This is a genomic window from Lacihabitans sp. LS3-19, assembly GCF_024343575.1.
GTDB lineage: Bacteria > Bacteroidota > Bacteroidia > Cytophagales > Spirosomataceae > Leadbetterella.
On sequence record NZ_RJUA01000018.1, the window covers coordinates 17358 to 41794 of the forward strand.

General features: G+C 34.8%; 17 protein-coding genes. 16 read left to right on the forward strand and 1 reads right to left on the reverse strand.

All coding sequences use genetic code 11. The features are described from left to right. Positions 1–28: 28 nt before the first annotated feature. The 10 genes from EGI22_RS12930 to EGI22_RS12975 all read left to right on the forward strand — a co-directional run bounded on the left by EGI22_RS12930 (position 29) and on the right by EGI22_RS12975 (position 9120). The gene (locus EGI22_RS12930) at positions 29–997 is read left to right on the forward strand and encodes a gliding motility protein (protein WP_255068884.1); all 969 of its coding nucleotides are present in this window, start codon (positions 29–31) and stop codon (positions 995–997) included. Next, the gene (locus EGI22_RS12935) at positions 997–2808 is read left to right on the forward strand and encodes an ABC transporter ATP-binding protein (RefSeq protein ID WP_255068885.1); all 1812 of its coding nucleotides are present in this window, start codon (positions 997–999) and stop codon (positions 2806–2808) included. Before EGI22_RS12930 ends, EGI22_RS12935 begins: the two co-directional genes overlap by 1 nt. Before the next feature lie 4 nt (positions 2809–2812). Continuing rightward, positions 2813–3229 (forward strand): Fur family transcriptional regulator, encoded by a 417-nt coding sequence (locus EGI22_RS12940; protein WP_255068886.1) that lies wholly within the window; start codon positions 2813–2815, stop codon positions 3227–3229. A 6-nt stretch (positions 3230–3235) separates the two neighbouring features. After that, entirely contained in the window at positions 3236–3838 is a 603-nt protein-coding gene (gene yihA / locus EGI22_RS12945) for a ribosome biogenesis GTP-binding protein YihA/YsxC (protein WP_255068887.1), read from the forward strand. A gap of 44 nt (positions 3839–3882) precedes the next feature. Next, a complete protein-coding gene (locus tag EGI22_RS12950) occupies positions 3883–4791 on the forward strand; it encodes an ROK family protein (RefSeq protein WP_255068888.1) in 909 nt (302 codons plus the stop codon). Between the two features lie 83 nt (positions 4792–4874). Beyond that, positions 4875–5336: a nucleoside deaminase gene (locus EGI22_RS12955; protein ID WP_255068889.1), complete on the forward strand. Its 462-nt coding sequence runs from the start codon at positions 4875–4877 to the stop codon at positions 5334–5336. A gap of 323 nt (positions 5337–5659) precedes the next feature. Beyond that, complete coding sequence (locus EGI22_RS12960; protein ID WP_255068890.1) at positions 5660–6274, forward strand: superoxide dismutase; 615 nt, start codon at positions 5660–5662, stop codon at positions 6272–6274. A gap of 303 nt (positions 6275–6577) precedes the next feature. Continuing rightward, positions 6578–7999: an anthranilate synthase component I family protein gene (locus EGI22_RS12965; protein WP_255068917.1), complete on the forward strand. Its 1422-nt coding sequence runs from the start codon at positions 6578–6580 to the stop codon at positions 7997–7999. Positions 8000–8101: 102 nt separating this feature from the next. After that, on the forward strand, positions 8102–8551 hold the full coding sequence (locus EGI22_RS12970; protein WP_255068891.1) for a hypothetical protein: 450 nt from the start codon (positions 8102–8104) through the stop codon (positions 8549–8551). Between the two features lie 2 nt (positions 8552–8553). Then, on the forward strand, positions 8554–9120 hold the full coding sequence (locus EGI22_RS12975; protein ID WP_255068892.1) for an aminodeoxychorismate/anthranilate synthase component II: 567 nt from the start codon (positions 8554–8556) through the stop codon (positions 9118–9120). A gap of 35 nt (positions 9121–9155) precedes the next feature. Here EGI22_RS12975 and EGI22_RS12980 read toward each other — a convergent pair whose 3' ends face one another. Further along, positions 9156–9425: a hypothetical protein gene (locus EGI22_RS12980; RefSeq protein ID WP_255068893.1), complete on the reverse strand. Its 270-nt coding sequence runs from the start codon at positions 9423–9425 to the stop codon at positions 9156–9158. Positions 9426–9579: 154 nt separating this feature from the next. Here EGI22_RS12980 and EGI22_RS12985 point away from each other — a divergent pair, with 154 nt between their 5' ends. From EGI22_RS12985 to EGI22_RS13010, 6 genes are all read left to right on the forward strand, one after another. Further along, positions 9580–10245, forward strand: a complete 666-nt coding sequence (locus EGI22_RS12985; RefSeq protein ID WP_255068894.1) for a SprT-like domain-containing protein — start codon at positions 9580–9582, stop codon at positions 10243–10245. Positions 10246–10312: 67 nt separating this feature from the next. Beyond that, positions 10313–13621, forward strand: coding sequence for a type IX secretion system sortase PorU (gene porU, locus EGI22_RS12990; protein ID WP_255068895.1), 3309 nt, complete (start codon positions 10313–10315; stop codon positions 13619–13621). 71 nt (positions 13622–13692) lie between these two features. Continuing rightward, complete coding sequence (porV, locus tag EGI22_RS12995; protein WP_255068896.1) at positions 13693–14859, forward strand: type IX secretion system outer membrane channel protein PorV; 1167 nt, start codon at positions 13693–13695, stop codon at positions 14857–14859. A 70-nt stretch (positions 14860–14929) separates the two neighbouring features. After that, positions 14930–15754 carry a 50S ribosomal protein L11 methyltransferase gene (gene prmA, locus EGI22_RS13000; RefSeq protein WP_255068897.1) on the forward strand — a complete coding sequence of 275 codons (825 nt, stop codon included), beginning with the start codon at positions 14930–14932 and terminating at the stop codon, positions 15752–15754. Between the two features lie 11 nt (positions 15755–15765). Further along, entirely contained in the window at positions 15766–20508 is a 4743-nt protein-coding gene (locus tag EGI22_RS13005) for a hypothetical protein (protein WP_255068898.1), read from the forward strand. 746 nt (positions 20509–21254) lie between these two features. Continuing rightward, positions 21255–24425, forward strand: coding sequence for a SusC/RagA family TonB-linked outer membrane protein (locus EGI22_RS13010; protein ID WP_255068899.1), 3171 nt, complete (start codon positions 21255–21257; stop codon positions 24423–24425). The last annotated feature ends 12 nt before the right edge of the window (positions 24426–24437 follow it).

Genomic DNA, 24437 nt, shown 5'->3' on the forward strand with positions numbered 1-24437 from the left:
TTTGCGTTTTGAAACTTAAAAACTCAAAATGCGAACTTATATAATTTTATTTATTGCTTTATTGACTCTCGGATTAGGTGCTTGCAGTTCTGAAAAAACAGAAGAATCGGTGGATATTCGACGTTTTGACAGAGAAATAATGGCGGTGAAATCTAAAGCTGAAATGGCGGATTTACTCCAAAAAAATGCAGAAATCACCAAATCGCTCTACCGCACTTTCCCTGACGACACCGCCTTCGTTTCTCATATTTATTATTTAAGCACGCATCCTGAAACCCGTAAACTTTTCGAGCAAACTGATTCTACTTTTGGCGAGTTAGATGACCTCAAAAAGGAATTCCAAGAAGCATTTAAAAACATAAAATCGTTATATCCAGATTTTAAATCTCCAAAAATAGTAGCAACATTTACAGGTTTAGAAAACGACCTTTTTGTTTCTGATTCGCTTGTAATAATCGGCTTAGAATCATTTATTGGCCCAAAAGCATTATATCGTCCTGAACAACCTAACTATATTCTACGAAGATACTCTAAGGAATATATAGTACCGACAGTAATACGCTTTTTATCAAACAATTACAACAAACTCGACAGCCGAGACGAGTCATTTTTAGCAGATATGTTGTTTTTTGGAAAATCTTTAGAATTTACCAAAGAAATGCTTCCCAACACACCAGATTCTTTGATTATTGGTTTTACAAATCAGCAACTCATTGAAACCTGGGATGCTCAAGATTTGGTTTGGGCACATATTGTTGACAAACAACTGCTTTACAGTCCAGACCCCCATTTAAAAGAAAAATATTTTGGCGAAAGACCAAACGTGCCAGAAATTGGCCCAAAATGTCCGGGCCGAATTGGTCAATGGCTTGGCTGGAGGATTATTCAGCGATACCGAACCGAAAAACCTAATACAACGTTTCAAGAGTTAATGAAATTAGAAAAACCCTCAGAAATACTCAGGGAATCGAAATACAGAGGACAGATAGAAGAATAATGGCGAAAGGAAAAAGTGAATTTTGGGAAGAAGTGGCCCCAAAAGACAAAAGAAAAGTTAGTAAAGACGGTTTGAAAAAAGCACTTGCTTTGCTCAAATTTACCCTCCCTTACAAAAACACTTATATCATAGGCATGGTATTTTTAGTTTTATCCACTCTTACTACCATGGTTTTTCCGATTTTGATTGGAGAAATGACCAAAGTAATGGAAGGAAAATCTGCCTATACTATCAATCAAGTCGCAATCTTTTTTGCTTGTATTTTGGTATTCCAAGGCATCTTTTCATTTTTCAGGGTGTACTTTTTTGCAATAGTGAGTGAAAAAACTGCAGCCGATATTCGAAAAATATTGTACGATAAATACATTACATCGCCTATTTCATTTTTTGAAAATAACCGAGTAGGTGACCTTATGAGTCGCCAAACTTCGGACGTTTCGGCTATTCAAAGTGTACTCTCAACAACCTTGGCCGAATTTTTTAGGCAAATAGCCACCATGGTTATTGGAATCACAATCTTAATTTATATTTCTTGGAAACTGACCATTTTCATGTTAGCCACTTTTCCAATTATAGTGATAGCGGCATTAGTATTTGGTAGATACATTAGGGTACTTTCTAAAAAAGTGCAAGAAAAACTGGCAGAAGCTAACGTTATAGTTGAAGAATCTTTGCAATCAATTTCAATCGTGAAGTCTTTCACAAATGAAAAACTAGAATCAAATCGTTTTTCGAAAACCATAAACGAAACCGTAACATTGGCTTTAAAAGCTGCCACCCTCAGGGGCGGATTTATTACATTCTTTATAGTTGGGCTTTTCGGAGGCATAGTCTTAGTAATATGGTTTGGTGGAAATTTAGTTATTGAAAAAGAAATCCTGATTGCAGACCTAATTACCTTTTTGACTTTAACTATTTTCATAGGTGGTTCAATGAGCGGATTGGGTGACCTCTATTCTCAACTACAAAGAACCATTGGTGCATCAGAAAGAATCTTGGAAATATTAGATGAAAAATCTGAACTTGAACTAGAAAAAGAAACGCTTCCAAATCCTATAAAAGGAGATATAGAATTTAAAAATGTAAAATTCAGCTATCCGTCGAGAACTGACGTGGAAGTATTGAAAGACATAGATTTAAAAATAGAATCAGGTAAAAAAATAGCATTGGTTGGCCATTCTGGAGCGGGCAAATCAACGATAGTACAATTGTTGATGAAGTTTTACCCAGATTATAGCGGACAAATACTCATCGACGGTCAAGATATTAAAAACCAAGACGTTACTTTTTTAAGGCAAAATGTAGCCATAGTGCCACAGGAAGTAATCTTGTTTGGAGGAACAATTTTAGAAAACATAGCCTATGGAAAGCCTGGAGCATCTTTAGCGGAAGTTCAAGAAGCAGCTAGAAAAGCCAATGCTTTTGAATTTATCGAAAAGTTTCCAGAGAGATTTGAAACCATTGTTGGTGAAAGAGGAATAAAACTTTCGGGCGGACAGCGACAAAGAATAGCAATCGCAAGAGCGATATTGAAGGATCCTGCGATACTTTTACTTGACGAAGCTACAAGTGCTCTAGACTCAGAATCGGAGAAATTGGTGCAAGATGCCTTAAATGAACTTATGAAAGGCCGAACTTCCATCATCATAGCACACAGATTGGCAACGATCAGAAATGCGGATCAAATATATGTATTGAAAGACGGCGAAATAGCAGAATCAGGTACTCACGAAAGTTTGATTTTGAAAAACGAAGGAATTTATGCAAATTTGGTAAAAATGCAGTTTGACATAGTTTCGTACGAAATTTAAACAAATGGAAGATACGGCAATAGGCATATTAAGAAGTTTTGAACTTAGGCATACGGATACCAGAGAGAATATCCTGAAAGGGTTTCTGCAAAAAACCACTGCACTTTCACACGGAGATCTTGAGACTTACCTTGAAGACGGATTTGACAGAGTAACGATTTATAGAACACTAAAAACCTTTTTAGATAAAGGTATTATTCATAAAATATTGGACGACAACGGAGGCGTGAAATACGCCCTTTGTAGAGACCAATGTTCGACAGGCAAACACAGCCATGACCATGTGCATTTTAAATGTTCCAACTGCGGCGAGACTTTCTGTTTAGAGAAATTTCTGATTCCAGAAATTATCCTTCCGGAAGGCTACCAAAGAAAAGAAATCAATGTGCTTGTTCAGGGAGTTTGTCCTAAATGCAATTAAAATATAATGTACCAAATAAAAGAAGCCAAGTTTAACAAAAGTTCAGCAAAAGTAGAACACTGCCCACAGGACCAATTACCCGAAATCGCATTTATCGGTAGATCCAATGTAGGAAAGTCTTCCTTGCTAAATATGTTGACAGGCGTAAAAAACTTAGCAAAAACCTCCTCCACACCAGGCAAAACACAACTGATAAATCATTTTATGATTGATAACAAATGGCATCTTGTGGATTTACCTGGTTATGGCTATGCAAAAGTGCCGCTTTCAGAAAAAGCTAAGTGGGAAAAAATGACTTGGAACTATATCCTTGAAAGGCCAAATCTCTTATACATTTTTGTTTTGTTAGATATAAGAGTTAGTCCTCAAAAGATTGATTTGGAGTTTATCAAAAAATTGGGAGAGAATGACATTCCATTGAAATTGGTCTTTACAAAAGCAGATAAAGTAAAAACAATGGAAGGACAAAAAAATATTATGGATTTCAGAGAGGCATTATCAGCCGAATGGCAGATACTACCCGAGTATTTTATCACATCGGCAGAGAAGAGAACGGGCAAAGTTGAACTAATGGGATTAATAGAAGAGATCATCTTCCCTGAATATTAATATTTTTTAATATATATTTGCAGTAAATTTTATAGTATATACGAATGGCAACAGAATATTTAGGAATTGACGTAGGTGGAACCAATGTGAAAATGGGTTTAGTAAATGCTGAATCTGGAAGTATAACCAACTTTTATAGTCATGATACTGGCGACTGGAGAAACACAGGGCACTTTGTCGAAAACCTAGGCGATGCCATTTCGATTCAACTAAAGGAAAATCCTGAAGTAAAAAAAATAGGTATTGGTGTACCTGGCTTGATTACTAGAGACAGATCTACATTGGTTGAAATAACCGCTATTCCTGAAATAGACGGAACGCCAATAATTCCGATGTTAAAAAAACGTTTTCCTGAGCATGATTTTTTCTTAGAAAATGATGCAAATGCAGCTGCTTTGGGAGAATATTATTTTGGAGAAGAAGAACTTCCTGAAGATTACATCTTTGTAACCTTGGGCACTGGCGTTGGCGGTGCGGCTATTATTGACAAATTGGTGTTCAAAGGCGGCGGCGGAAATGCCATGGAACCGGGCCACATGCCATCTAAAAACGGAAAAGTTCTTGAGCGTAATATCGGCAAAAACGAATTGTTAGATTTGGCGAATAAAATGAGAGCTGAATACCAAGGCGAAACAAGATTGCCAAACGACGGTACAATATCTACTACAGGTCTGGTAGCTGCTGCCTCCGATGGCGACAAATTAGCTCTTGCTATTTTTGACGAAGTAGGCACTTTGTTAGGTGATGGTTTGGTATCAATGATTAGAATTTTGGATATCACAACAATACTTATAGGTGGCGGGCTTTCTGCATCATTTGACTATATTATACCTGCTATAAATAAGCAGTTAAATTTCTGGCTAACACCTTATTACGTTAAAACTTTACAAATTAAAAGAGCCACTTTGGCAAACGACGCTGGCCTATTAGGTGCAGCTAGTTTATGTTTTTAATTTTTTTAATAATATTTCCAAACGCCTTATATTGATAAAATTTAAGGCGTTTTTTTATTAATTACATTCAAAATAATAATTCATTGGCAAGAAACTCCTACCCTATTTATTCACATGAATATTTTATGGCAAAAGCTTTGGACTTAGCCATGGATGCCTTCGAAAACGACGAAGTGCCAGTGGGAGCAATAGTGGTAGCTGAAGGAAAAAAAATAATTGGAAAAGGTGTAAACCAAACAGAACAACTCCACGACGTAACCGCCCATGCCGAAATACTAGCCCTTACGGCGGCATCTAATTTTTTAGGGGCAAAATACCTAAAAAACTGCACTTTATACGTTACGCTAGAGCCATGTGTAATGTGTGCTGGTGCATTGGCCTGGTCTCAAATAGACAGGATAATTTTTGGAGCTTACGACAAGAAAAAAGGTTTTACTTTAATCCAACAACCCATTATTCATCCTAAAACCGAACTTATAGGTGGTGTTTTACAGTCTGAATCCGAGAAACTCCTAAAAACGTTTTTCAAGAAACTGAGGAATTAATTGTGTGTGACATTAGTCATTTTAAAATAATCAATTTTTGAGGACTTTTATAAGAAAATAACTATGTCATTTGCTTATATAATTGCCGCAATCGTAATTTTTCACTTTGTAGTAGGAATTGGATATTTGATCTATAAAATCAATTCAGCCAAGCCAAATGAAGATTTGAAAAAGAAAGAAAATCAAATCTGAATTGTAAAAAATAGCGTTCTGCCCCATTTATTCCTTTTCTAAAAGCATTTTTTTTCATAATATCGAACAGTTTTCAAAAAACTGATGTTAAACATTTATAGATAGATAAATAAGTTTAACGAAATACAATTATGGCTTTTACATTAGCACCCCTACCTTACGCAAACGATGCATTAGAACCTCATTTTGATGCCATGACAATGGAAATTCATCATGATCGTCATCACAATGCCTATGTTACAAATCTGAACGCAGCTATAGCTGGCACAGACTTGGAAAACAAAACTATCGAAGAAATATTAGCGAACATAAGTTCTGCTCCAATGGCTGTTAGAAACAATGGCGGCGGGCATTATAACCACGATTTGTTTTGGAACATTCTTGCTCCTCAAGGTGTAGGTGGTAATTTATCAGGTCCATTAAAAGAGGCAATTATTGCGGCTTTTGGTTCAGTTGATGATTTTAAAGCAGCATTCAAAACAGCAGCAACTACAAGATTTGGTTCGGGTTGGGCATGGTTAATAGCCAAAGAAGATGGCTCAGTAGCTGTAACTTCTACTCCAAACCAAGACAATCCATTGATGGATATTGCTGAGGTAAAAGGCACTCCACTTTTAGGATTAGACGTTTGGGAGCATGCTTATTATTTAAAATTCCAAAACAAACGCCCTGATTATATCGATACATTCTGGACAATCGTAAACTGGAATGCGGTTGAGGAAAGATATGCGGCAGCAACAAAATAATGTTTAGATGTTTAAGTTAAAAGAAAGGCGGACGTTTGTCTGTCTTTTTTTTTGCAAAAAAAATCTTAAAAATTTTGTTTTCTATTTTTAGTAATTACATTTGCGACATGAAAATATCAAATTACATAGCAAATAAAGGTTGGTGGCGTTCGAACTTCTCCGTTTGAGCAACATTCCGCTATGTGGTTTTTTACATAATTACGGCTTGCTGTTCAACACGGCAAGCCGTTTTTTTATATAATTTATTTTAAAAAATAGAACTTGAAGAAAACAAACCTTCAAATCAGAGAGAAAATTAAAGATATGAATTTCAATATAACAACAAGAAGCAAAAGATTACTGGCAGATACACTTACACCTGTGAGTATTTTTCTTAGAATTAGAGAGCAATTCCCGCTTTCAGTGATTTTAGAAAGTGCTGATTATCATGCCATGCACAACAGCTTTAGTTACATAGCTTGTGACCCAATAGCTTCGTTTCAAATAGACAATGACGAGGTTACACAAAAATTCCCTGATGGTTTAGAGGAGAAATTTAAATTGGGAAAGAGAAAAGATGCGGTTGGTGCTCTAAAGGCATTTGCTGAAAGATTTAAACAGCCAGATTCTGAACATAATTTTATTAGCAACGGACTTTTTGGACATATTACATACGATTCAGTTGAATACTTTGAAGATATAGAAATTCAAGAAAAAAGTCAAGAAACAGCTATCCCGCAGATTCTTTACCGTGTTTATAGATATGTAATTGCCATCAATCACTTTAAAGATGAACTTTTCCTATTCGAACATGCCTATTCTGCAGAAAACGCAGAGCCTAAATTCAAAGAAGATGGACTTGATACTATGGAGTTTTATGTAAAAAACCCAAAAAGAACTTCAACTTCATTTAGCATAAAAGGCGAAGAAAAGACAAATATCAATGATGATGATATGAAAGAAATCATCAAAAAATGCATAAAGCACTGTTTAAGAGGTGACGTGTTTCAGATAGTGCCTTCGAGACGCTTTTCGCAAGATTTTATTGGTGATGACTTCAATGTTTACAGGGCTTTAAGAAGTATAAATCCTTCGCCATATTTGTTCTATTTTGATGGAGGTGATTATCATATTTTCGGTTCAAGTCCTGAAAAACAAATATTTATAAAAGATGGTCAGGCCGAAATTCACCCCATAGCTGGAACATTCAGAAGAACTGGTGATGACGCAAAAGATGCGGAGCTGGCTCGCCAACTCCATGCTGACCCGAAAGAGTCAGCAGAGCATGTAATGTTGGTGGATTTAGCTAGAAATGATTTATCAAGAAGCTCCGATAAAGTAAAAGTGGAGATATTTAAAGAAGTACAGTTTTACAGCCATGTTATCCACTTGGTTTCGAAAGTTACTGGTCATATGACCGAAGGAACCAACCCTTTACAATTAGTAGCTGACACATTCCCTGCTGGCACACTTTCTGGCTCGCCAAAACACATGGCCATGAGCTTGATAAACCAAATGGAACCTAACAATAGGAGTATTTATGGTGGAGCGATAGGTTTCATGGATTTCAAAGGGAATTTTAATCATGCTATTGCCATTAGAACTTTCTTGAGTAAAAATAACACACTCTATTTCCAAGCGGGAATGGGTGTAGTGGCTAAATCTGTAATAGAAACTGAAATGGCCGAAATTCATTTAAAACTTGGTGCTTTAAGGAAGGCAATTGAAATGGCAGCAGAGATTTAAAAATTATATTTTTTTAATTGCCACGAATGCACAAATAAAATTCAAATCGAATTGTGTTTTAAATTTAATACTTTGTGGATTTATTGTCTAAAATTAATAAAAATGAACCCATTACTTAAAAAACTGAATTTTAAAGAACAAAAAAAAATAGTAGTTCTAAATGCTCCTGAAGAGTTTTTCGAACAATTGAAAGATTTTGAAAAATATCTGGAAACTGAAGAAAAACTTAAGGACGAGAAGAACACGTTTGTGTTGGCTTTTGTAAAAGAGCAAAAACAGATAGATGAGCTGGCACCGAAAATTGATGCTTCGCTTGAAGGAGATGCATTGTATTGGTGGGCATACCCTAAAGGGAGTTCCAAAAGACATAAATGTGATTTTAACAGAGACAATGGTTGGCAAATAATGGGCAAACTTGGTTATGAACCAGTAAGAATGGTGGCGATAGACGAAGATTGGAGTGCATTGAGATTTAGAAAAGCTGAAAATATAAAGACATTGACAAGAGGACATGAATGGAGAATGTCTGAAGAAGGAAAAATCAAAAAATGAATATGAAAATATTAGTACTTGACAATTATGATTCTTTTGTGTACAATTTGGTGTATATTTTGAAGGATTTAGGTGGAAATGTCGACGTTATAAGAAACGACAAAATCAAGCTGGAAGAAGTAAAAAAATACGACAAAATTCTACTTTCACCTGGCCCCGGAATACCAGAAGAAGCTGGCATAATGATGGATTTATTAGCGGAATACAAAACATCAAAAAGCATATTTGGTGTTTGTTTAGGTCATCAGGCTATCGCAGAAGCTTTTGGTTCTAAACTTCATAACATGGATGAGGTACTTCATGGTGTAACCACAAATTGCATTGTAAAAGACTCTGAGGAGATTTTATTCCAAAATATTCCATCAAACTTCGAGGTTTGTAGATATCACTCATGGACTGTATTGCCTGAAACTATGCCGTCTGATTTGAAAATCACTGCAGTAGACGAAAAAGGATATGTGCTTGGAGAATCTCACCAAAAATACGATGTTCGTGGTGTTCAATTCCATCCTGAGGCATATTTAACCGAACATGGCGTAAAAATGGTTGAAAATTGGATGAAGAGATAATTACTTACCTCTTCACCTTTAAGGCTAATATTTTATTACAAATCGTTGCAATCTATATCATTAATGCTATCGTTTGCCTCTTTTACCTCTGAAACTGAAAGTGAAGGACAATCTTTCAAATAAGCTTTTGCAGCATCTTTAAATGCCTCGCATTTTGTTTTACTTGTAAAGTCCATAAAAAAAGCTGAAGAAGCGGTTGAGAATTTTTCAGCTGATTTTGTACATCCAGCTAAAGGGTCTATTGCTTTAGAAATACAAGAACTAGCTACCAATACAACTAATAGAAATCCGATTATTTTTTTCATTTGAATGTTTTTTTCTCAAAAATAAACTTTCAAATCTTATCCAATAAATAAATACATAAATATAAGCCTAGGTTTTTATTTTACGGTTTTGCGTTTAACTATTATACTGTACGCTCTTTCAATTATATTTGTAAATCAATAAAATAACAAAGATTTGCTGTTTGGATTTTTAAAGAAAAAACCAGTTTTGGTTCAAAAAACTTCGGTAGAAAAACTGAATAAAATCTTGTTGGCCAAGATTCCAGAAAATGCCGTTCCTTATATTTTAGATCTTTGGCAACATTCTCCCTTTAATTTTACGGTGTCTCGTTCTCGAAAAACTTGCTTGGGCAATTATCGACTCAAAGATAACCAACATTATATTTCGGTAAACGGGGATTCAAATCAATATGCATTTTTGGTGACGCTTATTCATGAGATTGCCCATCAGCATGTGGCAATCCAACAGAAACTATTCAGAAGAAGACCAGCCCCACACGGAATTGAGTGGAAAACAACTTTCACCAAACTTATGGCTCCTATGCTTGACTTGGGGGTCTTTCCAGAAGATATACATGTGGTATTGAAAAAGCACATGAAAAACCCTGCTGCATCTTCAACAAAAGACCCTTTATTGATGAAAGCTTTGGGTAATTACTCACAGTCAGAAATACCTCAAGGGCCTACATTGTCAGAAATTCAAAGTGGCGACCTTTTCGTATTTAACAATAAAAAATACAAGAAAATTGAAAACAGAAGGACGCGAACATTGGTTGAATGTGCTGTTTCAAAGAAAAGATATACGATTGCTTCCTTTGCTCCGATTCAATTATTAGATTGAAAAATCAAGGTTTCAAATAACATTCGACTCGAAAAATCGTTATTTTTTTTTGCCTATAATACCAAAAATGAGAATACTCACCCTTTTAATTACTTTATACAGCATTAGCCTTTATGGTCAAAAATCTGTATTATTTGAAGGTAACTGGATTCGCGTTGCAGTAAAAACGTCAGGTGTTTACAAAATAGACCAAGCCTTTCTTAAAAAAAATGGTGTAAATTCAAAAACGATTGACCCTCAAAATATCTCCGTTTTTGTCGGGAATATTGAAACATTACCACAAAAAAATTCTGTAAATAGAATTTCAGACTTAATCGAAATCCCGGTATTATGTACAGATAGTGACCATAAATTCGACAATAATGATCAGATTACATTTTATGGAGCGTCATCACATAAAGTTTCCTTTGATTCTGTTACAAATACGATTTCTCATTCAATAAATCCATATTCAGACCAAAATTTTTATTATATCAACTTGGGGAGCAAATCATCAAAAAAAATAACTTCGATTACAGCTCCAAATAACACTACCTCATTTTCAAACAATGCACTTTTTTACTATTACCATGAAAAAGAAGACAAAAACCTTTTGGCATCTGGCAGACAATGGTTCGGCGATTTTTTTTATAATACGCTGTCCTTCGATATTGAAACTCCTGATGCTGTTTCAGACATTAGCCTAAACTTACAAATGCTTGGAATTGGCCAATCAGAGCAAGTATTAGATCTGAAAAATGAAGGAAATAGCATAGCAAAAATCGCTTTGCCAAGTTCAAATTATAACCCTTCAGACAATTACGCTCGATATAATAGAATATCGAATTGTACTAACCTGTTCCTTAATTTTCCTTCAACAAATCCAACTTTTAGACTAAATATGAGTTTGAGCACAGAAGGTTCGGCTAATGCAGGTGCCTATGTGGATTATTTTGAAATTCAGTATTTGAGAAAAATAAAATATGACAATAAAAACCAATTACTTTTTTGGAAACAAAACCCAGACAAAAAACCTCTCAATATTGCAAATTTTGATAAAAACACGCAAATTTGGGATATTTTCAATCCTTATAATCCATGTATTTTAGAAATAAATGAAGATGGATATTTCGGAACTTCAAATTTTAACAAAAATCCATTTTTAGTTGTTAACAAAGACGATTTCCCCAATCCAATATTTGTAGAAAAAATCAAAAACCAAAGCATAAAAAATAACATTTCGCCCGAAATGCTTGTGGTTTTTCCTGAAAAATTTAGACCTGAAGCAGAACGCTTTATCATAAATAAAAAACAAACGCAAAACTTAGAAGTACTTGGATTGAGTACCCAAGAAATATACAATGAAATGAGCTCAGGAAAAGTCGACCCGAGTGCTATTCGAGATATTTGCAAATATTTCTGGAATATTGACCGAAGCAAATTTCAGTACCTTTTATTATTTGGTGATGCTACATTTGACTATAAAAACAACAACCAAATTTCATATATCGAAACTAAAAACCTCGTTCCAACCTATCAATCTGCCGAATCTTTAGAGCCAATTTATAGTTTCGCCTCAGATGATTTTTTTGGATTTTTAGAGGACTTTGAGGGTGATTGGGAAGAAGGAGTAAGTCAAAATAATGTTTGGATCAGCAACAGAAAAAACGACCATACCTTAGACATATCAGTGGGACGTTTGCCCGTAAAATCCCTATTTGAAGCTAAAAACATGGTAAACAAAATAATAAATTACCAAAATGATATAATAAAAAATGGCGATTGGCGAAACAAACTGAGCTTTGTGGCGGACAATAGAGACTACAACATTCATCAGCAAAATGCTGAAGCGATGAGCAAATTAGCCCAAAATGCATTCGGAGGATTAGAAATCGACAAAATATATTTAGATCAGTATCCGATTATTAGCAACGGCAACGCTCTGAATGCACCTGCTGCTAGTTTCGCTTTGAACAAAACCATTAATGAAGGTAGTTTTTTAATCAATTATAATGGCCATGGATCGGAAGATGGCTGGGCTCAAGAAAAGCTTCTGACCATTTCGGATATTCAAAACTTTAGAAATGGTACCAGATTGCCCATATTTTTTACTGCAACTTGCCAATTCGGCAAATTCGACAATCCTGCCTTGGTTTCAGGAGCTGAATTATCTTTGCTTAATCCTTCTGGAGGTTGCGTTGCATTGCTTACAACAACAAGACCGGTTTATTCGAGTACCAACGAAAAAATCAATCGAGCATTCTATAATAATTTAGGAAAAGTCAAAACGCTTGGCGAACTCTTCTTATTAACTAAAAACCAAGCAATTGAGGGAGAAATAAACAGAAACTTTAGTCTATTAGGTGATCCATCTATACTATTGCCAAATTATCAAAATACTATTTCATTAACGCATATAAACAACCAAATACCGGGTAATACGGTCTGGAAAGCATTAGAAAAGATAGAGTTTAGAGGTGAGTCTTCAAAAATCAAAAATGGCAAAATCCAAATCAAGATATTCGACAAAACAGAAAAAATTCAAACGCTCGGCACCTATACTGATGGACCAAAGTTTGAATATTCTTCTCCAAGCTCTAAGCTCTATGAAGGTATATTTAATTTAACAAACGGTATTTTTGAAGGCAGTTTAATATTACCTAAAGATCAAATCTCCGGAATAGGCAAAGCTCTAATTTCTTTTTATGCAACTGATACCGACTCCACTGAAAACGCCTTTGGTTATTTTGACCAATTCATTATATCGAGCGAAACTACCGAAAATCTAGATAATGAAGGGCCTGAGGTGGAAATAAGTATAGATAGTGATCAGTATTTAACTTTTAATGTTTACGACCCGAGTGGAATAAATATTTCAGAATTCAATCAAGAGCATTTTATTAAAATAATAATAGATGACAGTACTATAGTCGTAGCAAATAATTTTTTCAATCCTTATGATGGAAGCGTTCAAGGCAACCTTACTTATTACGTTGGAAATTTAGCTTCAGGCAAACATACTTTAAAATTTATTGTTTTTGACAATTATAATAATGTTACAGAAAAACCGTTTGATTTTAACATTGAAAAGCAACGATTCTCTATTGAAAATTTTCTAAATTACCCAAATCCTTTTTCAAATTACACCAATCTGATTTTTAAACATAATAGACTTGGAGATAATCTACTTGCTCATTTGATGATTTATGACACATTTGGCCGTACAGTGGTCGATTTGCAAAAATCATGCGAAAAATGTGAAGGGAAAATCGAGTTTGGATTAGATTTTGAGGGAAAAACAAATATGGCAAGCCAATTATTTTTTAAATTAGAGCTACTTTCTAAATCAGAAAACGAAAGTACACAAGCCTCTGGAAGATTATTGTTTTGGAAATGACAATAAAAGTTTATTATTTTGAATCTTTAATTATGAATATAAGAAATTATTATTCCGTGAATACCGCTTTTATGAAAAAATCTTCAATTTTTGGAGTTATAACACTTTCCCTTTTTACAAATCTTTCATTTGGTCAAACTTTGGCAAAGGGTTATACAGTCGTTACTACTGCAGTTCCATTTTTATCTCTTACGCCAGACTCAAAAGCTGCCGCTATGGGAGACGCTGGAGCAGCTTCAGCACCTGATGCCAATGCACTATATTGGAACACTGCCAAATTAGCCTATTCAGAAAACAAGTTTGGAAGTAGTTTTTCTTATGCACCTTGGCTTAGAGACATTGTACAAGACATGGGAATTATGACAGCCAATGCCTATTACAAAGTATCAGACAAACAGGCTATTGGAGCTGGAATTACTTATTTTGATCAAGGAGATATTCAATTTACAAATGCTTACGGTGCCAATTTAGATAAATTTCATTCCAAAGAATTCGCAGTAACCTTAGGTATATCTCAAAAATTAAGTTCTGATTTTTCGATGGGTTTAAATATGAAGTTTATAAACTCAAATTTAGTCGGAAATACTATAATAAACGGACAAGCAGGTAAACCCGGTAGAACTGGAGCTTTTGATCTAGGATTCTATTACAACAAAACTAGACCAACTGATAGAAATTCTGACAAACCTAAAAAGACAGATATCGACTACGGCGTAGTTTTACAAAACATTGGCGGTAAAGTAAATTATGGCTTCGGTCAATATTTTATACCTGCTAACTTTAAGATTGGAACCAAAATATCTCATAGTCCAGATGAATTGAATACGTTTACGCTTTTACTTGATTTCAACAAACTACTTGTGCCTACTCCAAAAGAAAACACACCAATTTCGGATAAAAGTATTTTTAGTACAATGTTTACTTCTTGGACAGACGCTCCGAATGGCATAAAAGAGGAGCTTAGCGAGGTAATGACTTCAATTGGTGTAGAATACAGTTATGCGGATTTGATTTCACTGAGGACAGGTTATTTTTACGAATCTCCAGACAAAGGAGGAAGACAATATTTTACAACAGGTTTTGGTATTACGCTAAAAGATATCTATAAATTAGATATGGCTTATTTAATACCTACCAACTCTGGCAACCCGCTTGCAAATACTTGGAGGATTTCTTTAAACATTGGATTAAGTTCTAAAAAATCAGCTGAAACAGGTAGAGATTTAGACGAAGAATAAAAACATAAAATTTATCTATATTAAAGCCCGATAGTCGGGCTTTTTGTATTTTAAAAAACTTAGCATTTAAATGGATTATTTAGAACTAACACTAACAGTTGAGCCAGATTTTTCAGAAATATTGATGGCTGAATTGGCAGAAATCGCTTTCGATTCGTTTATCGAAACTGAAGACGGATTGCAAGCTTATGTATTAGAAGGAGATTTTGAAGAGCGGAAACTAAAAAACCTTATGGAAGTATATGCCGAAAAAACGCCTTTAATTTACAGTTTAAAAAAAATAGAAAAACAGAATTGGAACAAGGAATGGGAATCTAATTTCTCGCCAATTGAAGTATTGGACCAAGTATTTATAAGAGCGACTTTTCATCCATCTTCAGAAGGAAAATATAAACATGAAATAATTATCACACCTAAAATGTCGTTTGGAACTGGTCACCACGAAACCACTTCGCAAATGATGCAACTTCAGCTTGAAATTGACCATCAGAACAAATCAGTGCTTGATGTGGGTACTGGAACTGGAATCTTGGCAATTCTAGCGACTAAGCTTGGAGCTGCCAGAATCCACGCATTTGACATAGACGAATGGTCAGTTGAAAATACCATTGAAAACATTGGACTCAACAATACACCAAACATCAGCATTGAATTGGGAACGATAGCTACTCAAAAACAAGAAACTTTCGACATTGTCTTAGCAAATATCAACCGAAATATTTTACTTGAAGAAATACCAAGTTATGCAAAGTTTTCGAATGAATATTTGTTGGTAAGCGGTTTTTATGAAAACGATGTTGTGGACATAGAGGCCAAAGCGGAAAGTTGTGGTTTCAAAAAAATAAAACAAATAAGTAAGAATAACTGGGCTGCGGTCGTTTTTAAGAAACATTGAGTGCGTAATTTATGGCGTTTAAAAAACAATTCTTCTTTTTCATCACATTTGTGTTTTTACTTTTTAATAAAGTAAGTGCTCAAGTATTGGTTTTAGGTAACCAACCAGAGCAATTTATTGAGGATTATTCTAAACAAATGCAGAAGCAATTGGGAAGCTATGCCAAAGCACCAATGGAATCCTTTTCTGAATTTTATAAAAATACTATTCAGGAAAATTCAAAAACTGAAGTAATAAGTCTAATTCAGTTTCTTACTAAAAAAGGCGTAAAACCAATTGAGCTTTTAAAAGCCAACAATATTTTAATTGCCTATCAAAAATCAGGAAATTCAGAAAATGAATCCATAGGATTATTAGCAAAATATTTAAGAAAAACTTTCGAACCACAAAGCACCAAAAATATCCTTGAAGTGCTTTATCAGTTAAACAGTTTTTTCGAAACCAATCAATTATATACCTCCGCATTTAATAGAGTAAAAATTGTAAACGGGAATTATACTTTTGCTTTTTTTGACAAAAAACAAGACTTTTTCAATCCAAGTATTGAAAAAAACATAGAACCACTCAAAGAGAAAGAAGACGAAGACATAGGCTGGGGAGAAAATTTGAAAGAAGAAGAATATGACCCATGGAATGACCCTAATTTGAACGTTTCCGCCAATACCAACCTCGAGGAAGTTATAGTAAATATTCCAAAAATTCAGGGGATTCATATAGTGTTTGATAAAGCCGACTTAGTGCTCTTAAGTCCATCTGACTCCATAGTTATACACGAAACCTCAGGTGCTTATGACTTTTCGAATGGTGTTTTTGTTGGTCAGAATGGTATAATCGAATGGTTGGCTGCTGACGAAAATGCAAAAGCTAGTTTAGAAAAATATTATTTCAAATCTCAGAATGGTAAACTAAAGGCAGAAAAAGTATTAGTTGAACATGAAAATGTCCTTAAAACCCCAGTTGAAGGGGTATTAGAAATAAAATTAGAGAAAAGACCAAACAACGAAGTCTCTTCTTATCCTAGATTCAAATCTTACCACAGCAATGCAGATCTCATTTTACAAATACCATCTTACGAATATCTAGGTGGATATACTTTAGTGGGTTCAAGGATTTCATCAATGTCCGTTTCTGATCCATATACTAAGTTGATAGCCAATAAAGATTCTAGAAATAGATTTGTGGTTATTGGCAGAAATCTTGTTATCACAGACTCTTTAATAACCTCTGAAAAAGTAAGCTTTGTAACTCGATTCGACAAAGACTCTGTTTCTCATCCAGCCGTAAGAATGGAGTATGACCTAAAAAGAAACCATTTACAACTCAATAAACTACAAAAAAGCGGTTTCAGAACAAGTATGTATTCTGATACCTTCCATCAGGTAGATATTCGTTGCGATGCTATGTCCTGGGATTTGAGCGGAGGAAAAATGGACTTTTATATTGTTGCTGGAAAATCAGAAGTGCCGGCACTTTTTGAGTCTTTTAACTACTACAATCCAGAGAGAGTAAGAGCTTTGAGCACAGCAGCTGGCTTCAGCCCATTAATAGCCGCCGGCAATCTATATGCTCGAAAAAAAATAAATGCTTTCACAGTTGATGAAATGATGGCAATTACCAGAAAAGAAAGATTTCAAGTAAGCAACGGTATGCTCCTTGGCAACCAAATGGGCTTTTTTGATTATGATCCTTATAAAAACATTTATTCATTAAGTAGAAAAGGCATTCATTATTTTTTATCGTTTAATGGAAAAACTGACTTTGATGATTTGGTTTTATCTTCACTAGCATCGGGAAAAGGAGGAGTTGGGAATGCTTCTATAAATTTAGACTCAAAAGCATTGGATATTCAAGGTGCCCAAGACTTCAAATTGAGTGATTCCTTAGGAATAAGTTTTGTACCTGCTGATGAAAGCATGAAAATAGTAGGAAATAAAGTCTTTAGTTTTAATGGCAAAATTGTTGTTAAAAACTTTAAATTCTACGGAGATTTTGAGGTTGAATATGAAAATTTCTTGGTGAAACTTAAAAGAATAGATTCTATAACTTTCATTCCACTCGAAATCTACAATAAAGGAGGCAAAACTGAAATTGGGGCCAACTTCCAATTTGGCACTACTGGCACATTATATTTAAATAGCCCCGAAAACAAATCTGGCAGAAAAAAACTCTTAGAATATCCGAAGCTCAATATTCCTGGAGGTGTATTGGTACATTTCACAGAAAAAGGCAGAATTCAAAAATACGACCAAGGCGTTTTCTTTAAAGCAAATAGTCTAAATATTGATAGTCTAAATGCTGTAAATCCAGTATTTGCTGGAATATTTACACCGGGTGAAATTTTCAAAACCATAAACGAAAACCTTGTAGTGATGCCAGACTCTTCTATGGGCATTGTGCACAAGGCAAAAACACCTTACAAGCTATACCAAACAGAAAGTACAATAAAAGCAGAAACCAACATAGTGCTTGATAAAAGAGGCTTAAAAACTAGTGGTGAAATCACACATTTGGCAGGAAAACTGAAGACAAGTGAGGTGAAATTTTATAGTGACTATTTAACTGCAAAAGGCGAGACTGGACGAATTGTTGAAACTAATACCTCTGCTTCTGCATATTTCCCCGAGGTTGCGATTTCAGAATACGAAATGCTATGGAATCCATCACAAGACAGCATGATTGTAAATTCTGACAAAGGATTTAATTTTTATTCTGGCTCAACAATATTAAAAGGGGGAATAGTTTTAAAGAAAGCTGGACTTTTCGGCACAGGTGTTTTGGACAGAAAAGATTCGGATGCAAATTCAGAAAATTTCAAATTTAATAAAACAGGTTTTTTAGCGGAAAACTCTACATTTAACATCAAATCCGGAGAAGAAGGTGGCAAACCGATTTTTTCGGGTAAAAAAGTTGGTGTAGATTTCAACGTAATTAACTCCATTGTCAATATTGCTTCACAAACTGGGGATTTCAATCAGCTTCAAAGCTCATTGCTTGAGTTTCCTTACTCAAACTATAGTACAACAATTGATAAAGCTATATGGAATATAAAAGGTAAAAAAATAACAATGCAAGGAGCACTAGAAAGCTCATTATTCACTTCCACTCTTTCAACCCAATACGGTTTGAAATTTAATGGAACAGATGCTGTCTATGATATTGCAAATCTAAATTTGAGAATATCGGGAGTAAATGAAATTCATTCAGCCGATGCGGCAATTATACCTAACAAAGGCCTTGTAGCAGTTAAAAAAGATGGAATGCTTGAGGACTTCGAAAACGCTAAAATCGTAGCGGATACCTTAAACAGATATCATACACTTACGAATGCCACAGTAAAAATAAACTCTAAAATATCATTTGCAGGAAACGCAGATTATCAATTTGTAAATGTTAGCTCCGATACATTTAACATAAAATTAGGGACTTTCGAATTTGCAGAACTATCTGCAGACGGTACAATTTTAAACTCGAAGTCTTCAAATAAACTTTCTACGATAGCCAAAGCTAAAGTAACGGAAAAAGATAGTGTTTACCTATCTCCAAAAATGTTATATAAAGGAGATATTACAATGCTGGCTCCTTTTAAAAATTTATCCTTAAATGGTCAAGTATTACCAGAGATCAAGAAATATCCTATGATTGGTGGTTCTTGGATAAACTATAAAGGAAATAAGTCAGAGGCTATTAGTATAAATGTAGACGAAACACTTAAAGATGGTGGAAAACCATTGTTTGTTGGTCTTCATTTCAAATCTTTAGCCCCAATGGATGCCATGTATCCATCATTTTTATCATTTAAAAAATCGGGAGATGATTTAGATATTTTCTTAGCAAATGGTGTTTTTAAAAGAGACGAACCTAACAAAAAGTTTGTGGTAGGGCCAGAAGACGAAATCGTTGTGGGAAATAGATATGAGTTTTATGATGAAAAAGGTATAATGGCTTTAGAGGGGAAATTTAATCTTTTGGGGGCTCCAAGCAAAATATTTGAAACTGTCGGAATTGCAAATATCTTAATGGACTCTATGAAGTACCAATTCTCAACTTTAATGAGTTTTGATTTCCCAATGTCAATCCCTACAACACAAAAGCTAGGACAAAACATCGTCAAAGCTAATCTTGATGCCGGCAATAGCGACCCAGCTATCGAACCTGAATCACCTTATTTTCTCTCGAAACTTGGTCAATATGTAGGTTTTAAAGAAGCAGCCGAATATAAAACTAAAAGCCAGAAAGAACATATTCCATTGTTCAAATATTCCAACAAATTCCTAAAGTCGATAGTCTTATCAGACTTAAACCTGAAATGGAACGCCGTTTCAAATGCATATTATAGTACTGGAACTATAGGTATTTCTAACATTGGAGATGTGGATATTAATGCCCAAACCAATGGATATTTAGAAATAATAAAAAGCCCTCAAACAGGAGACGAAGTACATTTGTTTTTCGAAATTTCACCTAGTAGTTGGTATTATTTTGTTTACAAAGGTGGTTCTTTTGGTATTACTTCATCAGATGAAGAAATTAATAAATTAGTTAGCTCTCCGACTGCAAGTGGTAAAGAGAAAAAATCAGACACAGAGTTTATTGATGCAGCAGAAGCTATGCGATTCCGCAAGAAATTCCTACAGGTATATTTAGGCCTTAAAGAATCTGACTTTGCTAAAAAACCAGCAAACAAAACAACTCTACCTGGACAGCCCAAATCAAAAAGCCCTACTAAGAAGGAAGAAGAAAAAGAAGGATTTTAACCTTAAAGTGCAAATAAAACTCGCACAGTCTTAGAATATAATTTTGCTTTATTCTTCCTAAATTATCGTCTTACGAATCTTTATATAACAATTCTCAGATTACCCTTCAAAAAAAAATCTAAAAATAATACAATTTATATTATAAACTTGATATGTTTAATTTTTTCAAAAAAAATAATAATTTTTGTTAAAATACCAAAAAACAAGTTTCATATTATTGAATATTTGAAACAAAAATAACCAAAATGACAAAACTTAGTTTAAATTTTAGAAAAACACAACAAATAGGCTTTACTTCATTTAATCAAAATTCTTAGTTTTGTCTCAAAATAAAAAATAAATTAGGACTAATTCTTTATTGAATTTTATTTTTTTAATATTTTATTAATATTTAGTTCATTATAATTAAAAATATTTTTTTTAAAGTTTCCAGTACTTTAATATTGAATCATAATTATTGAGCAAAAGCAATAATTTACTTCAAATATTCATTTCCGACCGCAGAATTTGAATATCAACCGAAAGGTTACTACACAACAACGATAAACGCGGTTTTCTCTAGGTGTAAACCTTTGTACAGCAGAATTTAACTTTAAATTTTTAACATTTTCATAAACCTGAATTAGCGTAGCTATTTCAAGATTTTGCCACCGAGCCTAGCCCAATTTAAACACTGAGCGGTCGGAGTTAAGAATTTGCAAAAGCGAAGGTGGCATTTTATTTTTTTACCATTAACCAAAGAAACTATGAAGAAAATTTTACAATTAAGTTTATTGTTGCTGTTTGCCCCTCTACTGCTTTGGGCACAAACAAAAAACATTTCAGGAATCGTAAGTTCGGTTTCTGAAGGAGTTCTACCCGGCGTTTCGGTTCTTGTAAAAGGAACTAGTCAAGGTACAGTTACTGATGCTCAAGGAAAATTTTCTTTGGCTCTCAGTAATTCAAGCTCCACTTTAGTATTTAGTGCTATTGGATTTACTACTATGGAGGTTCCTGTTGGAGCCAAAACTACTTTTGATGTACTGCTAGAAGCTGACTCTAAGCTTTTAAATGAAGTTGTTGTAACTGCTCTTGGTATATCAAGAGAAAAAAAATCACTTGGTTTTTCTCAACAAGAAGTTAAAGGTGAAAGCTTAACAGAATCTAGGTCAACTAACGTTGCAAATGCATTAACTGGCAAAGTTGCTGGTGTACGAATCAGTGCAAACGGAGGCCCTGGAAGTGGTTCTACAATACAAATTCGAGGTTCTTCTTCAGTTTCGGGAAACAATCAGCCGCTAATAGTAATTGATGGCGTACCGATGCAGCAACAGTTTGACAAACAGTTTGGGGGTGGCATATCGGAAGTTAACCCAGATAATATTAAAGAAATATCTGTATTGAAAGGACCAAATGCCGCCGCATTATATGGCTCTAGAGCCGCCAACGGTGTAATCCTTATAACTACTAAAAATGGAGCAGGTACAAAAGGAATAGGTATAGAATACAATACAAACTACACAGTTGAGCGTCCACTGGTAAAACCAAATTTCCAAAATACCTATGGTGGCGGAAATGGATACCGCACTTGGTATGCAGATGGTTGGAGCGGTGTCATCCAGCCAGATGCTTATGACCAATATGCAGCCGCTTACGGCACGGTTTCGCCAGGCAGAACAACAGGTACTGCTGGTACAGACGAAAGCTGGGGAGCACCTCTAGACGGAAGATTGGTTAGACAATGGTGGACAGGAACAGATGTAGCCCCGCTTACACCTCAACCAAATAATTGGGACGAATTCTGGGATACTGGTACCTCAGCTACGCATTCAGTAGCACTTTCTGGAGGAAACGAAAAAGGAAATTTTAGACTAGGGTACTCAAATTTAACACAAAAAGGAATAGCGGCGTTTAACGGATTTAATAGAAATAATTTCAAACTGAATTCTTCTTATAAGTTAACTAAATTCTTATCTGTTAGTAGTTCTGGAGAATATATTAGATCTGGCGGAAATCGTACTTACCAAGGTGGGGATAACTTTATTTGGTCTCACAGACATGTTTCGTGGGATCAACTAGCCAACTATGCAGACTATGCAGACGTTCATGTTCAAAGAGCAGTAGCAGGAAAACTTCCAGATACAGATCCACCTAACTGGCAACATACCTATTTTACAAATCCATTTTACTTAAATGAATTTTTGCCAAATACAAATGATAAAGATAGACTTTTAGGTAACATTTCTGTCAATATCCAATTGCACGACCATTTGAAAGCGATGCTAAGAAGTGGTACTGACATGTGGACTGACACAAGAACTGCCATTGTGAATTTTGAAAGAGTAAGAAATGGAAACAAAACGCCAGGTAGATACTCTGAGGAAGTACTAAGAAGCCAAGAAACTAACCATGACTTCCTTTTAACTTATGATAGAATGATTGGAAAAGACTTTTCAATTGTTGCTTCTGCTGGTGGAGCTATCAGATCAAATTTCTCGAAAAGAAACTATGTGTACGTTGGTGAATTAGTTGTTGATGGTGTATATAATCTGGGAAATTCAAATCCTAGTCAAAATACTGTTGCAAGTAACATTACCAAATCTGAAGTACAAAGTTTATATATGTCAACTCAATTTGGATATAAAAATGCTTTGTTTTTAGATGTAACGGCTAGAAACGACTGGTCAAGCACGCTTCCTTCAATCGACAGATCATATTTTTATCCATCTGTTTCAAGCAGTGCTGTATTAACAGATTTATTGAGCATCTCCAACCCTATACTTTCATACGGCAAGGTTAGAGCGTCGTGGGCACAAGTAGGCAACGACGCCGACCCTTACCAATTGGCTCAAACATTCAGAGCAGCTGGATCTTGGAACGGAAGTATACCAGAATATTATGAAAATCTAACTATTTCAAATTCAACACTTAAGCCGGAAATTACTACTGGAATTGAATTTGGTTTGGATTTAAAATTTCTAAAAAACAGAATTTCAGTAGATGCGACATATTATAACCAAACCACCAAAAACCAAATTTTGGGCGTTGAGATTTCGAAAGCAAGTGGATACGATAAACGTATTTTGAATGCTGGAAAAATATCAAATAAAGGTGTAGAAATATCAATATCTGGTAGTCCACTAAGCCCAAGCAGTAAGCTTAAATGGGAAGTTGGCGTAAACTATGCACGTAACAGAAACCTTGTTGAAGAACTGGCAGAAGGCTTGGATACCTATACTTTACAAGAAAGAAGAGGCTTAATATCAATGGCAAAAGTTGGTCAACCTTACGGAACATTATTTGGAATTGGTTTCAAACATGCCCCTGATGGCCAAATAATCTACAACAATGGATTACCTGTTGTAGACAATACTCCTCAGATATTGGGTAATGTACAACCTAAATGGACTGGAGGCTTCAGCAACTCATTCACTTACAAAAGATTTGTATTGAGTGCACTTATTGATGCCAAAATAGGTGGAGATTTATTTGACGAAGGCACAGGAACTGCGAGATGGACAGGCCAATATGCTGAAACAGCCGTTGGTAGAGAAGAAGGTATCATCGGTAAAGGAGTTATAAACATTGGAACTGATGAAAGCCCTAATTATGTAGCAAACGATGTAATCGTGGCAACAAATCAATTGATTGGTTATAACAATCCAAGAAGATACCACGAGGCTGCAATATTTGATGGAAGCTTTGTAAAACTTCGTGAGATGTCGTTCGGATATAAAATTCCTGAAAGACTAACACAAAAACTCAAAATTCAAAGTGCTAAGTTTTCAATAGTAGGTAGAAACCTTGCCATACTATTCAAAAACACGCCGCATATTGACCCTGAGGTTGATAGATTTGGAGGTAACTCCCAAGGATTTTCTTATGGAGAATTACCAAATTCAAGAAGTTTAGGATTCAATCTTAACCTAGGTTTTTAATCAATTTAAATT